Here is a 14,485-nt window from a genome sequence, read left to right as displayed (position 1 = left end):
TTAAAGATAATTTATTTTACCTTAAAAATCAGTCAATAACAAAAAACCATTGTTCTTTGTAATTCAAATTATCTATACTTTAAAAACGAATTATTCATTGCTAACTTTATTTTTATTTTAGAATTAAATATTTTATTTTATGCTCAAGTTTATCTGGTTAATTATTAGTAAAACCGAGAATTCTTGGTGTAGATCACACTTTTTTTGTGAAATACGGGAAAACCATCATTCATATCAAATTTCCGTACCTTACATTTCGTTATACTAAAATTACAGTCAATGATAATAACGATGTTATCAAGCGTAGTCACAAGGCAGTGAAACATTTTCGTTACGGATAGCTTAAAAAAATAGCATTACTAAATTAATAATGTCAGTGAATTGAATTCTAGACAATTATTCCAATTTTCACTTGAACAATGGAGAAGCGCAGTGCAAACCTTTAATGCCGATATAGCGATAATCGGAGCCGGGGGCGCAGGCTTACGAGCAGCAATTGCTGCAGCGGAAGCAAATCCTCAACTGAAAATTGCTCTGATCTCAAAAGTTTACCCTATGCGTAGCCACACTGTGGCAGCAGAAGGCGGATCAGCAGCAGTGACTCAGGCTCACGACTCCTACGACTTTCACTTCAATGATACCGTTTCTGGCGGTGACTGGTTGTGTGAGCAGGATGTCGTTGATTACTTCGTTGAGCATTGTCCAACAGAGATGACTCAACTAGAACTCTGGGGCTGTCCTTGGAGCCGTAAAGAAGACGGGTCAGTCAACGTCCGACGTTTTGGTGGGATGAAAATCGAACGGACTTGGTTCGCCGCCGATAAAACCGGCTTCCACATGTTACACACCCTGTTCCAAACCTCTTTAAAATACCCTCAAATTCAACGTTTCGATGAACATTTCGTTCTCGATATCCTTGTTGATGAAGGCCACGCTCGTGGTGTTGTTGCTATTAATATGATGGAAGGGACGAAAGTTCAAATTCGTGCTAATGCTGTCATTATGGCAACAGGTGGCGCAGGTCGCGTTTATCGCTTTAATACTAATGGCGGTATCGTTACAGGTGATGGTATGGGGATAGCCTTACGTCATGGCGTGCCACTGCGTGATATGGAATTTGTGCAATATCACCCAACTGGTTTACCGGGCTCAGGTATTCTGATGACCGAAGGTTGCCGTGGTGAAGGGGGTATTCTGGTCAATAAAGATGGTTACCGTTATCTACAAGATTATGGCCTAGGACCAGAAACACCATTAGGTAAACCCGAAAATAAATATATGGAATTAGGTCCTCGCGATAAAGTTTCTCAAGCATTCTGGCATGAGTGGCGCGCGGGTCGTACCATTAAAACTCACCGTGGTGATGTTGTGCATCTTGATTTACGTCATCTGGGTGCGAAAAAACTTCATGAACGTTTACCATTCATTTGTGAACTGGCAAAAGCGTATGTGGGTGTTGATCCAGTTAATGAACCTATTCCAGTTCGTCCAACTGCACACTACACCATGGGTGGTATCGAGACTAATCAGCGCACAGAAACACGTATTAAAGGTCTGTTTGCGGTGGGTGAGTGTTCATCTGTCGGCTTACATGGCGCTAACCGTTTAGGTTCTAACTCACTGGCTGAACTTGTAGTATTTGGTCGTCTTGCTGGGGAAGAAGCCGTTCGTCGTGCCCAAGAAGCAACCCCTGCTAACGCATCAGCATTAGATGCACAAACTCGTGACATCGAAGACAATCTGAAAAAACTGATGAACCAAAAAGGTTCTGAAAATTGGGCTCAGATCCGCGATGAAATGGGTGAAGCCATGGAAGAAGGTTGCGGTATCTATCGTACACCTGAATTAATGCAAAAAACCATTGATAAACTGACTGAACTAAAAGAACGTTTTAAACACGTAGAAATTAAAGATACCAGTAGCGTCTTTAATACTGATTTACTGTATAAAATTGAGCTTGGCTTTGGTTTAGATGTCGCTGAATGTATGGCGCATTCTGCATTCAATCGTAAAGAGTCTCGTGGTGCACACCAACGTCTTGACGAAGGTTGTACTGAGCGTGATGACGTGAACTTCCTTAAACACACTCTGGCATTCTATAACCCAGAAGGTGCACCGCGTTTAGAATATAGCGATGTGAAGATCACCAAATCTGCTCCTGCTAAACGTGTCTATGGTGGTGAAGCGACTGCACAAGACAAGCAGAATAAGGAGAAAGCGAATGGCTGATGACATGAAGCACGTTAAGATGGAAGTCATGCGCTATAACCCCGAAACGGATGATGCGCCTCATTTCGTCACTTATGATGTGCCTTACGATGAGCAAACCTCATTATTGGATGCATTGGGTTATATTAAAGATAACTTAGCGCCAGATCTGTCTTACCGTTGGTCTTGCCGTATGGCGATTTGTGGCTCTTGCGGCATGATGGTTAACCGAGTCCCAAAACTGGCTTGTAAAACCTTTATGCGTGACTACCCAAATGGGGTGAGAATCGAAGCGTTAGGTAACTTCCCTGTCGAGCGCGACCTTGTCGTCGATATGACTCACTTTATTGAAAGCTTAGAAGCGATTAAACCTTACATTTTAGGAAATGATCGTAAGCCTTCAGAAGGTCCAAATAAACAGACTCCTGCTCAAATGGCGAAATACCACCAATTCTCTGGTTGTATCAACTGTGGTTTATGCTATGCAGCATGTCCTCAGTTTGGTTTAAATCCTGAGTTTATTGGTCCTGCAGCGATTACGTTAGCACAACGTTACAATACCGATAGCCGTGACCACGGGGCTAAAGAGCGTATGCCTCAATTAAATGGTGAAAATGGCGTCTGGTCTTGTACTTTCGTGGGCTACTGCTCTGAAGTCTGTCCAAAACATGTGGATCCTGCTGCGGCTATTCAGCAGGGTAAAGCAGCCAGTGCGCAAGACTTTGTCATTGCCATGCTGAAACCACGTTAAGGAGGAAACAAGACATGACAACAAAACGTAAGCCTTATGTTCGTGGTATGCAGCCAAACTGGTGGACGAAACTCGGTTTCTATCGTTTCTACATCACCCGTGAAGGAACTTGTCTACCACAACTTTGGTTCAGTCTGGTTGTACTGTTCGGTGTATTTGCACTGAAAAATGGACCAGAAAGTTGGGCGGGATTCGTTGGATTCCTAAGTAACCCAATAGTGATGCTGATTAATATTGTGACCCTTATCGCAACGGTATTCCATACGGCCACTTGGTTTAAGCTTGCACCGAAAGCCGTTAATATCGTCGTTAAAGATGAAAAATTACCACAAGAGCCTATCGTTCGTGGTTTATGGGGTCTAACCATCGTCGTGACTGTCGTTATTCTGGCAGTGGCGCTAATTGTTTAACCCAGGAGGAAATAATGAATCAGAATCAACTTCCTAAGCGCTCTGATGAACCTATTTTCTGGGGATTATTTGGTGCAGGTGGTATGTGGAGTGCGATTGTTTCTCCAGCAATTATTATCCTGCTCGGTATTCTAATCCCGATGGGTATTGCGCCAGAAGCATTTACTTACGATCGTATTATGGCATTTAGCCAAGGTTTTATTGGTCGTATTTTCTTACTGCTAATGATTATTCTGCCAGTTTGGTGTGCATTACACCGTATTCACCATACGTTGCACGATTTTAAAGTGCATGTACCTGCTAGTAATTGGGTATTTTATGGTGCTGCAGCAATTATTAGTGTTATCGCAATTATTGGTGTTTTTACACTATAATCGCTTGATAAATAAAATTAAAGCCACTCATTGAGTGGCTTTTTTTATCGCTAAACTGCGTGAATATAAAAATTAGCTCGCCAATTTCAAACCAATAATACCGAAAACAATCATCGCTAAACTCAATAAACGATAAATATTGGCGGATTCACCAAAAACGATAATACCAAAGATAGCCGTACCAACGGCACCAATACCGGTCCAAATGGCGTAAGCCGTACCCGCAGGTAAGCCTTTCATCGCATACGATAACATCCCCATACTCACGATCATCGCACTGATCGTAATAATACTTGGTGTTAAACGGGTAAAACCATGAGTGTATTTAAGACCAACCGCCCACACAATTTCTAATAGGCCAGCGACAAAGAGAATTATCCAAGACATAAACTACCCCTATTGATAATTGGGGTCGTCCCCTGAATATACAGATTAAAAAGCTGGGTCGTCCCAGCCTTTGAAAAGTGAAAATAGAGTATAAGAAAAAGTCAGCAACCATGCAAATAGTATTAAATTTGCTCAAGCACGTTTAGCTGTACTTTCCTCACCATAGAGAAAAGCACTCACATCGTCTTCGACTTCCCCCATCGCCATCAATGCGTTAAGGGTTTCTTGTGCTTCTTGTTCGTTAACGATACTCATGGCAAAACCCACATGCACTAATACCCACTTGCCAATCATCGTATCAGGCTCGCCTTCACAAACTAATGCGATATTCACTTCACGCTTAACACCACAAACATCGACCAATGCATTTTCAGTGATGGTTTTTCCCACTTCAACAACTTGACCTGGAATACCAAGGCACATAACAACCCCTATTCGATCTCTATTTGTTTTATGCGCATTGCATCGTCATTCTCAACCCGCAAATTTTGACTACCACAAGCAGGACAACCTGCATTAAAAGTCGAAACAGTCACCACTTGATGGCAATCCCAACACCATGCTTTAGCAGGGATAACCTCAATATGTAGCTGGCAACCTTGTGCGATAGTATCTCGACAAACAATATCAAAGCAAAACTCAAGTGCAGAGACTTCAACACAAGATAGTGCGCTGATCTCCATCCAAACGCTTTTTACTTTTTGCGCATTATTTAATTTAGCTTGTGAGTCAATTATCTCAAATGCGCTCTGGCAAAGCGTGATTTCATGCATGTCTATACCTTACTTGAAGCAGGATAAATAATAGCAACTATAGTATCAGGACATAGTTGCTTTATTCTTGATCTTAGAACAATAAATCAGCGCCTGTTTCAAAAGCCGCTTTACGACGACGCTCTTTAACCATATCTTCAAGTGCATCTCTATCAATACAGACTAATGCCTGCGTTGGGCAGACCTCAACACAAGCAGGACCTTCAGCACGGTGATGACATAAATCACATTTATTGGCTTCAGCTTTAAATGCTTCAATCGTATTGAGAGCGGTTAATTTACGCATAACCGGACGAGAAACCACTTCCATAGTGCCATAAGGACAAGCCAAGACACAGGTTTTACAACCAATGCATTTATCCTGATCGACATAGTAATAATCTTTATTATGAATAATGGCACCATTAGGACAGACATTGGCACAAGGAGCATCTTCACATTGATGGCAGACAACTGCGGTACTAATTGAAAAGCCTTTCACCACATGAATGCGTGGTTGGAAATTTTGCTCACTAATTTGGTCGATTGCTAAATTATCTTGGGAAGCTTGCTGATGTGAAACAACACATGCTACTTCACAGGTATGGCAACCAATACACTTTTTAGGGTCTGCAATGATGAAACGGTTCATCATATTCTCCTGCTGTTTGTTATATATAGCCGTTATATTGGCGATAAACGCAATTAATTATCTAATTTAGAATAACAATTAGGTATCTATATATTAGATATAGCATGGTTCATGCCAATCTATTTTTAAATTAACTAATCCTTATTTTTCAATTAACTAATTTGCAAATAAAAATGATTATTAATTAGGAAAATTATATTTCGTCAATTTATTCGACATTTTTGACGATCTAATTAATCGATATATAAATAAATATATATCGATTTGTTAAATTTATATTTTTTACTTTCCCGTTAAATAAGAAAATAGCGGTTTGGATCAAAAATGACTCAGTCATTGATATAAATTTATAATAAAGCGATTACAATATAGTTAATTTTTTAGGGCAATCGGTGGTGTCATGAAATTAAGCAGTAACAATGCTGAAACTATGGAGAGCCTTCGCAGTGAGCGGAATCAATATCGTATACTTGTCGATATTACAAATTCTGTATTAGCGCATCTAGACATGGATGGCCTCATTTCTGAAGTATCTAAAGAAATACATCGTTTTTTCGGACTTAATCATATTAGTCTGATGTTATGTCGTACTTCATCACAAAATAGTCATGAAGGTATTCTTTATTCTAGTCGTTATCAGACAGGAAAATCTGTCATTCGTCAACAACGTAAGTTCAGTAGCGCCAATAACAAAGCCGAAGAAATTATTCATCAAAACAAACCCGTTTTAATCGATATCAATAAAGAAGATCAAGACGATGTTTTGATTAAACGTCTCGTAAAACAAAATATGCAGACGGCTTTGTTATTGCCACTGGCTTTTAACCGTAAACCGCTAGGTTTATTAATCCTAGCGCATGAAATAAGTAGTGTTTTTACTGAAGAAACTTGTCAATTATTGCAACAAATTGCCGCGCGCATCGGGATTGCAATTGAAAATGCCGCCGCTTATGAAGAGATAACTCACCTTAAAGATAGCCTTAAGAACGAAAATATTTGGCTTAATGAACAAATAAATAGAAATGGTAGTTTTAGCGAGATTATTTATCAAAGCGATGCCATGCATAATGTACTAGAACAAATTGAGTTAGTCGCTCAAAGTGACAGTACTGTACTTATCTTAGGCGAAACAGGTACTGGTAAAGAGTTAATTGCACGAGCGATCCATCGTTTAAGTCATCGTAAAAATAAGACGATGATAAAAATGAATTGTGCAGCAGTACCTTCCGGTCTGTTAGAAAGTGATCTTTTTGGACATGATAAAGGCGCTTTTACGGGTGCAACACATGCCCATGTGGGTCGATTTGAAATGGCAGATAAAAGTACGCTTTTTCTCGATGAAATTGGCGATATGCCCATTGAATTACAGCCAAAACTATTACGGGTTCTCCAAGAGCGTGAAATTGAAAGATTAGGTGGTAATAAAGTTATTCCTGTGGATGTACGCTTAATTGCAGCGACCAATAAAGATTTATGTGAACTGACGGATGAAGGGGAATTTCGAGAAGATCTCTATTATCGTCTGAATGTTTTTCCTATTATTATCCCGCCATTACGGGAGCGACCTGAAGATATCCCCTTATTGGCAAAATATTTTACGCAAAAAATTGCCCGTCGCATGGATAGAAAAATAGACTGTATTCCAACACATGCTTTGGAGCAATTAACCCATTATCCTTGGCCGGGAAATGTACGAGAGCTTGAAAATATTATTGAGCGCGCGGTTATTTTAACTCGAGGCTCTACGCTAAATTTGCAACTAAAAGAGTTAAATATCAATAAACCATCTCGTTTAAAACAAGTGCTTTCGCAACCATCAGCCATAGAAAAAAAGATGCAAACTAGCGCACCTGAAAGTGATGATGAAGAGCGTGAGCGGATAATACAAGCCCTTAGAGAAACTAACGGTGTAGTGGCTGGTGCCAGAGGTGCGGCATTAAAATTAGGATTAAAAAGAACCACCTTATTATCACGTATGCAACGCTTAGGTATTTCCATTCCTGAAATTCTTTAGTTTTACGACCACTACAGCCGATATTGTAAAACGAGTGTAATTAATTTGTTACACTCGTTTTTTCTGTCCATTGGCAACTTTTTTATCCCTATCTATAATTTTAGTGGTTATATTTCTTTAATTATTATCACTAGTTAATTAACGCTAACTTATTATAAGAATATAAATAATCCATGGAGCATATTACCTATGAATGACCTGCTTACGAATAAAATTAATAAAATAAAAGAAGAATATAAAAATAATAAATATGTTTTTATTCCACAAAAAATAGTTATTGATTTAATAAAACAATTAGGTGCAACAGAGAAAGATATAGATACACTCATAGAATATGGTGATTATCTCGCGCAAGATCCCACATTGTCGTTTCGTCACTCTCGCACCGGACGCTACCTTTTCGATAATGAGGCTAAAACCATTTCACGACTAGAGTATCAACCTTTTGTCCTCACTGAAGAAGATGGCTTTATTCGTGAAGATAGCGGTGCACAAAGACACTTTCGAGCAATTGACGATCGCTGGCAAAGCAATACCGCTTACCAAGCATTATTAAAATTGAAAATGCTCCTGATTGAAGGAAATCGATTTACACCACGTCGCTTAACCGATCAACAATCCCCTAAATCAATTTCAACGGTATTTCATTTAAGACTCATTGCTGAACCTAATTCGTTAAGTGAGCTTTCTATTGAAGGGGTGCATAAAGATGGTGTTGATCACACCATGATTGTCATGATGAATAAAAATAATGTAAAAAATAATTCCGGCGCATTACGTGTTCATTCTCCTCAAGAAGCAATAGGTACACCTTGGCAAGATATTAATCCTAATAATGTTCTCTATGAGCATAATAATGCCCAATATCTGGATATATTGTTAATTGCGGATAATGAGTTAAATCATAGTGGTACACCTATTTTTACACATGACAATCACCACTCTGCTTATCAGGATTTTATTGTGTTATTATCCCGTTATCCAACCGTAAACACTCATCCATCACATCAGTTTGATTCAACCCAATTACATCCCGATTTACCACTAACGTTACATTTAAATAAGCAAGTAGCCTAAGCATAAAGCGATAAAAAAACCGAGCTTACTGATATCTAGATCAGTCATGCTCGGTTTTCGAACAGAAAATAAATATTAATCAGCAAAGTTAGCCTTCAGCGGCTTCTCTTAAACGACGTTTAATATTGTTATATTCTGTTTTTACATAGTGCTCAGCTTGAGCTTGATCTTTAATTGACTCAACACAAACCGCACAATATTTATACTCAGGTGTTTTGGTTATTGGACTTAAGTTTTCTGCAACTAGTTCGTTACAAGCCCCAATCCACCATTGGTAAGTCATATATACCGCACCTTTATTTGGTCTATCACTGACCGCAGCACGAGTAATAACCTTACCTTGTCGAGAGCGTATCCAAACCAACTCTTGATCTTTAATTCCTAACTGTTTGGCATCTTCAGTGTTTAATTGAACATAACCGGGTTCATCAGCCAATGCAGCTAATGCTTTACAGTTACCTGTCATTGAACGACAAGAGTAATGTCCAACTTCACGAACCGTTGCCAATACCATTGGGAACTCATCAGAGAGTTGATCAATAGGTGGCGCCCACTCACAAGTATAGAATTGACCTTTACCATTAGGAGTATCGAACTTACCGCCTTCATAAAGATATTGTGTACCTGGGCTATCTTCTGTTGGGCAAGGCCATTGAATATACGCCAAATCAGCCATTTTTTCGTAAGTTGCACCATAATAAATCGGGCATAACTCACGCAACTCATCCCAAATTTCTTTGGTGTTGTTGTAATGCATTGGATAACCCATTGCTGTTGCCATTAAGCTGATTATTTGCCAGTCTGTTTTAACATCACCAACAGGCTCTACCGCTTTATAGAAACGCTGGAATCCACGGTCTGCTGATGTGTACACCCCTTCATGTTCACCCCATGATGTGGCAGGGAAAACAACATCAGCAATCGATGCTGTTTTGGTCATAAAGATATCTTGTACTATCAGTAAATCGAGTTTTTCAAAAGTTCTACGAATAGTGGCTAAATCTGGCTCAGTTTGTAGTGGATCTTCCCCCATCACATAGTGTGCTTTAATTAAACCATGGTCGATATTATGAGGAACTTCACTAAGCGCATAGCCTACTTCTTCAGGCATCGATTCAATGCCCCAAGCTTTGGCAAATTTTTCACGCGCTTTCGCATCAGTAACATACTGATAGCCCGGTAGCGTATTAGGTAGTGCTCCCATATCGCAAGCACCCTGTACGTTATTTTGACCACGAACAGGACCTACCCCAACATATTTCTTACCAAGATTACCGGTTAATAATGCTAAGCTAGTGAGTGAACGAACGGTTTCAACCCCTTGATAGAACTGTGTTACCCCCATTCCCCACAAGATTGTCGCCGTTTCCGCTTTGGCATACATACGCGCTGCTTCACGGATAATTTGTGCACTTAACCCCGTTGTTTTTTCTACCGACTCAGGGGTGTAACTTGCGACTAATTGGCAATACTCATCAAATTGCTCGGTATGATTTTCAATAAAGGATTTATCGTATAATTTTTCCTCTATGATCACATTGGCAATAGCATTTAGCAGTGCAATATTAGAACCATTTTTCAATGCTAAGTGTAAATCAGCCAAGCGAGCTGTTTCGATATAGCGTGGATCACATACAATAATTTTGGCACCCTTTTCTTTCGCCTTCACAATACGGCGAGCGACAATAGGATGCGAGTCTGCGGCATTATAACCGAAGACAAATAGACATTTGGTATCCTCAATCTCAACGATTGAGTTGCTCATAGCACCATTACCGACCGAACGCTGCAGACCTGCAACCGAAGGGCCGTGTCAGACACGAGCACAGCAGTCTATATTATTATTTCCGATAACCGCACGAGCAAATTTCTGCATAACGAAGTTAGCTTCATTACCAGGTCCTCGTGATGAACCGGTTGTCATAATAGCTTTAGCGCCATATTTCTCTTTGATAGCAAGTAGTTTGCTACTCGCAAACTCAATAGCTTCATCCCAAGAAACCGCTTCTAATTTTCCACCTCTTTCACGGCGGATCATAGGTGTTTTAAGGCGTGGAGTCAGTATCTTAGTATCATGGATAAAATCCCATCCATAATACCCTTTCAGACACAGCTCACCTTGGTTTGTTAAACCATTGGCTCCTTCAGCGCCAATGATTTTACCGTTTTCCACCTTCAGGTAGATTTTGCATCCTGAGGCGCAATACGGACAGACCGTGATGACTTTTTTCATCAACATTGCTCCTGTGTTCATCAACTTTCAGGTTAATACCCGATTCTCTCCTTTATCTATGCAGAGACTGTGCCAAATAAGCCATTATTTTAAATATTTTATAATTAGATGAAAAACAAAGAAAAATAACAGACAGTTATCAGTAATAAGATGAGTAAGAGACAAAAAGGAAACAATTATCGACACTAATGACGATTTTTCTGTCGACGATGAGCAAGCAGTAATAGCAAAGATTAATCGGTCTAATTAACACGATTTTCTCTATGTATTCTTCTCATCAATAAAATTATTATTTTTCAATAAATACAATTAGTTATTTTTATTTAACAACTAAACACATCATTATTTGATGACAATATGATAATTTGACTTGCTATATTCTTATTTAGGTAAATTTTTAAGAATTAATATTTTGAATAACAATTTATTCGCAAGAAAAAAGGTGAAAAACAATAAAAAAAAAGCCCATAATACTGAACCTGAAAACAACAATGCGGTCTTAAAGACCTCTACACCCCAAAAATTTGATAATAGCTCAACATGCAAAAATTAAAGTTTTTACGATTTTCAAAAGAAAAAGTTTCTCTTTTTTTAGCTGTCTATATTGGTTTATTTCTTAATCTTTCCGTTTACATTGGCCGTTATGGCACACAGAATTCTCACAACTCCCTCATTGAAAGTTTATATATACTGGGTGAAGTTGCAGTAAACATTGCCTTTACTTTCTTCTTATTACGACTTATTTCTTTTTGTGGCACACTATTTTTTAAAATAGTCGCTTCTTTTATTCTGCTCATTAGTGTTTGTGCTAGTTACTATATCTCTTTCTTTGATGTAGTTATTGGCTATGGCATTATTATTTCTACGCTCACCACAGATATCGATTTATCAAAAGAGCTGATTAGCCCTAATGTGATTATTTGGATTATTGGGTTATCTATTTTACCCCTAGCGCTAACTTGGTTATGTAAGAAACCAGAAAAAAATATAACTCAGCAGCAAAAGAAAAAAATCTGGATCAAAAATACGGTCAAAATGCTCGTAATTGCTCTTGCGGTATTTGCCTATCTAAAAACCTTAGATTCGAAACAAAAAGCCTATGAAATCAAGAATAACTTAGATTTGCCAAGCTACAGCGGTGGTTTAAGTTACGCCTATTTACCGACCAACTGGATTATTCCTTTATTTCAATATGCGATAACACAGTACGACGATCACTTTAATAGCCAGAATATCTTTGATCCTGCGGATAACTTTACTTATATCCCGTCAAAAGCCAATGAAGATGTCTATGTGGTCTTTATTATTGGCGAGACAGCAAGGTGGGATCATATGGGGCTATTCGGTTATGAAAGACAAACCAATCCCCTATTAAGCCAAGAAAAAAATCTGATTGCTCTGAAAGGTATCTCTTGCGATACAGCAACAAAACTTTCGCTAAAATGTATGTTTGTGCGTGAAAACGGTACAGAAAATAACGATCAGCGAACGTTAAAAGAGAACAATATTTTCTCAGTATTACATCAGCTAGGAATGACATCAGAACTCTTTTCAATGCAAAGTGAGCTTTGGTTTTACAATAAGCTTGATTTAGATAACTATGCCATGAAAGAGATGATGACCGCCAAAAATAGTAATTTTGGCAAAGAATTAGATGATACTTTGCTTATTAACGAAGTCGCAGATTCCGTTGCTCACTATTCTAAAGGTAACCACTTAGTGATTTTACACACTAAAGGTTCACACTTTATGTACTCGCAACGTTACCCAAACGCATTTAAAAAATACCAACCTGAATGCTTAAACGTTGACGATGAGTGCACCAAAGAGCAGCTAATCAATGCTTATGATAACTCTATTCTTTATACTGATTACTTTATTGATGGTGTACTTAATACCCTGCGTGATAAAAAAGCCATTGTGTTTTATACCTCAGATCACGGCGAGTCAATTTCAGAAAAAGGTGGCTTACACGGCACACCAAAAGAAATTGCACCACCAGAACAATTTAAAGTGCCTTTCTTAGTGTGGATGTCAGATAGCTATTTAGCTGAGCCTGAAAATAAACAGTTATTTGATAATCTCAAACGAAATCAAGATAATAACCGGACTTTCTATCATCATAATATTTTTGACTCGATATTAGGCTGTCTAGGTTACTCATCACCCGATGGTGGGATTAATAATCAAAATAATCTCTGTTTTGGTGACATAGCTAGCAAAGCACAGTAACTCGAGTCTAATCAATAAAAACCCCATGTTTAAGATTAAGCATGGGGTTTTTACTCGCTGAGATTAAAATAATGGCTTATTTAAAGTCAGCATCTGTATACAGGTGTGTTGCTTGAATTTCTTTGACGTTTCTTGCACCACCTAACATCATATTAATTCTTAACTCTTTATTTAATTGCTCGATAACTGAATTTACACCTTCAGCACCGCCTAAATTTAATCCATAAAGAATTGGACGCCCTACAGCAACAACGTCTGCACCACTCGCTAACGCTTTAAAGACATGTGAGCCACGACGAACTCCACTATCGAAAACGATAGGAACACGTTTGTTCACGACTTTGGCAATGGCTGGCAATACATCAATGGTTGCTGGTGCACTATCTAACTGACGACCACCATGATTAGACACCCAAATCGCATCAGCACCCGCTTTAATTGCAGTATCGGCATCTTCAGGTGATTCAATACCTTTCACAATGACTGGTAAACCTGACATCTTTTTCACATATTGAATATCCGCAGGAGTAAATGCTTGTTTAGCTTGAGCATAGATCTCACTAATACCCGAACCTTTACCTGTTTTTGATTTATCATCACTGATTTTGGCGAATGCTTCCAAATTGGCAAAACCTAATGGGAATTGAAAACTATTTTTAATATCATCTTCACGATATCCCCCCACAGGAGAATCAACCGTTAAAATAATACCTTTCGCGCCATACTGTTTTGCTTGCGATAAAATATACTGATTAAACGCGTCGTTTTTACTCATATATAGCTGAAAAAAGAACGGATAACCCGGTTGTGCTTGCGCGACTTCTTTAATGGTTTTATTACCATAAGTACTTAATGAGAAAATAGAGCCCGCTTTCGCCATACCTTTTGCTGTGGCAACTTCGCCTTGTTGATGAGCAAGCCCTTGGGCTGCCATCGGTGCCTGAATAATAGGCGTATCTAATTTAATACCTAAAAATTCTGTTTTTAAATTCAGATCGGAAAATTCAATCCCTTGTAATGCACGAGGCATAATATATTTTTTATTAAATGCATTTGTATTAGAACGCAAGTTATTTTCGTCTTCAGCACCACCACGAATATAACCGAAAGCGCCTTTATCCATATTTTCTTTTACTTGATTTTCAAGAGCATCTAAATTAACTATTTTGATTGGATGTTCTGCGGTACTCGCTTTATATTCAGTCGCTTGCACAACTCCCACACTTAATGCCATAGCAATTGCAGTCGTTTTTAACAATGTATGTTTCATTATCTCCCCCTATGTAGGAATTAATGGATTATATTTATAGTTTAAGAAACAACGCTCAGATTATAAGAATAAATATAAACTCTATTTTTATAGAAACTTAAAATAATCGTTCTGATTTTTTAATA

At 38.6% G+C, this 14,485-nt stretch carries 13 protein-coding genes; 7 read left to right on the top strand and 6 right to left on the bottom strand.

The annotated features are described in order from the left end of the window. Positions 1 to 432: 432 nt before the first annotated feature. From frdA to frdD, 4 genes are read left to right on the top strand one after another with little or no spacing between them, the layout of a single operon-like run. Positions 433 to 2,229 carry a fumarate reductase (quinol) flavoprotein subunit gene (gene frdA / locus AACU95_RS14810; RefSeq protein ID WP_004252782.1) on the top strand — a complete coding sequence of 599 codons (1,797 nt, stop codon included), beginning with the start codon at positions 433 to 435 and terminating at the stop codon, positions 2,227 to 2,229. Beyond that, positions 2,222 to 2,959: a succinate dehydrogenase/fumarate reductase iron-sulfur subunit gene (locus AACU95_RS14805; RefSeq protein ID WP_004248868.1), complete on the top strand. Its 738-nt coding sequence runs from the start codon at positions 2,222 to 2,224 to the stop codon at positions 2,957 to 2,959. Before frdA ends, AACU95_RS14805 begins: the two co-directional genes overlap by 8 nt. Before the next feature lie 14 nt (positions 2,960 to 2,973). Next, entirely contained in the window at positions 2,974 to 3,369 is a 396-nt protein-coding gene (gene frdC / locus AACU95_RS14800; protein ID WP_004245411.1) for a fumarate reductase subunit FrdC, read from the top strand. Between the two features lie 14 nt (positions 3,370 to 3,383). Continuing rightward, positions 3,384 to 3,743 carry a fumarate reductase subunit FrdD gene (gene frdD, locus AACU95_RS14795; RefSeq protein ID WP_004245412.1) on the top strand — a complete coding sequence of 120 codons (360 nt, stop codon included), beginning with the start codon at positions 3,384 to 3,386 and terminating at the stop codon, positions 3,741 to 3,743. Between the two features lie 72 nt (positions 3,744 to 3,815). Here frdD and sugE read toward each other — a convergent pair whose 3' ends face one another. From sugE to hydN, 4 genes are all read right to left on the bottom strand, one after another. Further along, positions 3,816 to 4,130 carry a quaternary ammonium compound efflux SMR transporter SugE gene (gene sugE / locus AACU95_RS14790; protein WP_004245413.1) on the bottom strand — a complete coding sequence of 105 codons (315 nt, stop codon included), beginning with the start codon at positions 4,128 to 4,130 and terminating at the stop codon, positions 3,816 to 3,818. Positions 4,131 to 4,262: 132 nt separating this feature from the next. Next, positions 4,263 to 4,553 carry a hydrogenase maturation factor HybG gene (hybG, locus tag AACU95_RS14785; protein ID WP_004245414.1) on the bottom strand — a complete coding sequence of 97 codons (291 nt, stop codon included), beginning with the start codon at positions 4,551 to 4,553 and terminating at the stop codon, positions 4,263 to 4,265. Positions 4,554 to 4,561: 8 nt separating this feature from the next. Further along, positions 4,562 to 4,903 carry a hydrogenase maturation nickel metallochaperone HypA gene (hypA, locus tag AACU95_RS14780; RefSeq protein ID WP_004245415.1) on the bottom strand — a complete coding sequence of 114 codons (342 nt, stop codon included), beginning with the start codon at positions 4,901 to 4,903 and terminating at the stop codon, positions 4,562 to 4,564. 73 nt (positions 4,904 to 4,976) lie between these two features. Beyond that, the gene (gene hydN / locus AACU95_RS14775; RefSeq protein WP_004248867.1) at positions 4,977 to 5,534 is read right to left on the bottom strand and encodes an electron transport protein HydN; all 558 of its coding nucleotides are present in this window, start codon (positions 5,532 to 5,534) and stop codon (positions 4,977 to 4,979) included. Between the two features lie 400 nt (positions 5,535 to 5,934). On the opposite strand from hydN, the gene AACU95_RS14770 reads away from it, so the two are divergent. Both AACU95_RS14770 and AACU95_RS14765 read left to right on the top strand, forming a co-directional pair. After that, positions 5,935 to 7,548 (top strand): sigma 54-interacting transcriptional regulator, encoded by a 1,614-nt coding sequence (locus AACU95_RS14770; protein WP_004245418.1) that lies wholly within the window; start codon positions 5,935 to 5,937, stop codon positions 7,546 to 7,548. A 189-nt stretch (positions 7,549 to 7,737) separates the two neighbouring features. Continuing rightward, complete coding sequence (locus tag AACU95_RS14765) at positions 7,738 to 8,625, top strand: 2OG-Fe dioxygenase family protein (protein WP_020945118.1); 888 nt, start codon at positions 7,738 to 7,740, stop codon at positions 8,623 to 8,625. Between the two features lie 88 nt (positions 8,626 to 8,713). Here AACU95_RS14765 and fdhF read toward each other — a convergent pair whose 3' ends face one another. Continuing rightward, a complete protein-coding gene (gene fdhF / locus AACU95_RS14760; protein ID WP_080544259.1) occupies positions 8,714 to 10,858 on the bottom strand; it encodes a formate dehydrogenase subunit alpha in 2,145 nt (714 codons plus the stop codon). A 540-nt stretch (positions 10,859 to 11,398) separates the two neighbouring features. On the opposite strand from fdhF, the gene eptB reads away from it, so the two are divergent. After that, entirely contained in the window at positions 11,399 to 13,090 is a 1,692-nt protein-coding gene (eptB, locus tag AACU95_RS14755; protein ID WP_036908422.1) for a kdo(2)-lipid A phosphoethanolamine 7''-transferase, read from the top strand. 76 nt (positions 13,091 to 13,166) lie between these two features. Here the strand turns inward: eptB and AACU95_RS14750 are convergent, their stop codons facing one another. Continuing rightward, entirely contained in the window at positions 13,167 to 14,360 is a 1,194-nt protein-coding gene (locus tag AACU95_RS14750) for a lactate oxidase (protein WP_004245423.1), read from the bottom strand. Positions 14,361 to 14,485 lie beyond the last annotated feature (125 nt).

This window comes from Proteus sp. G4415 (assembly GCF_963896075.1).
GTDB lineage: Bacteria > Pseudomonadota > Gammaproteobacteria > Enterobacterales > Enterobacteriaceae > Proteus > Proteus mirabilis.
Note: the sequence above shows the minus strand (reverse complement) of the source record. Positions and strands in the feature narration are given on the sequence as shown.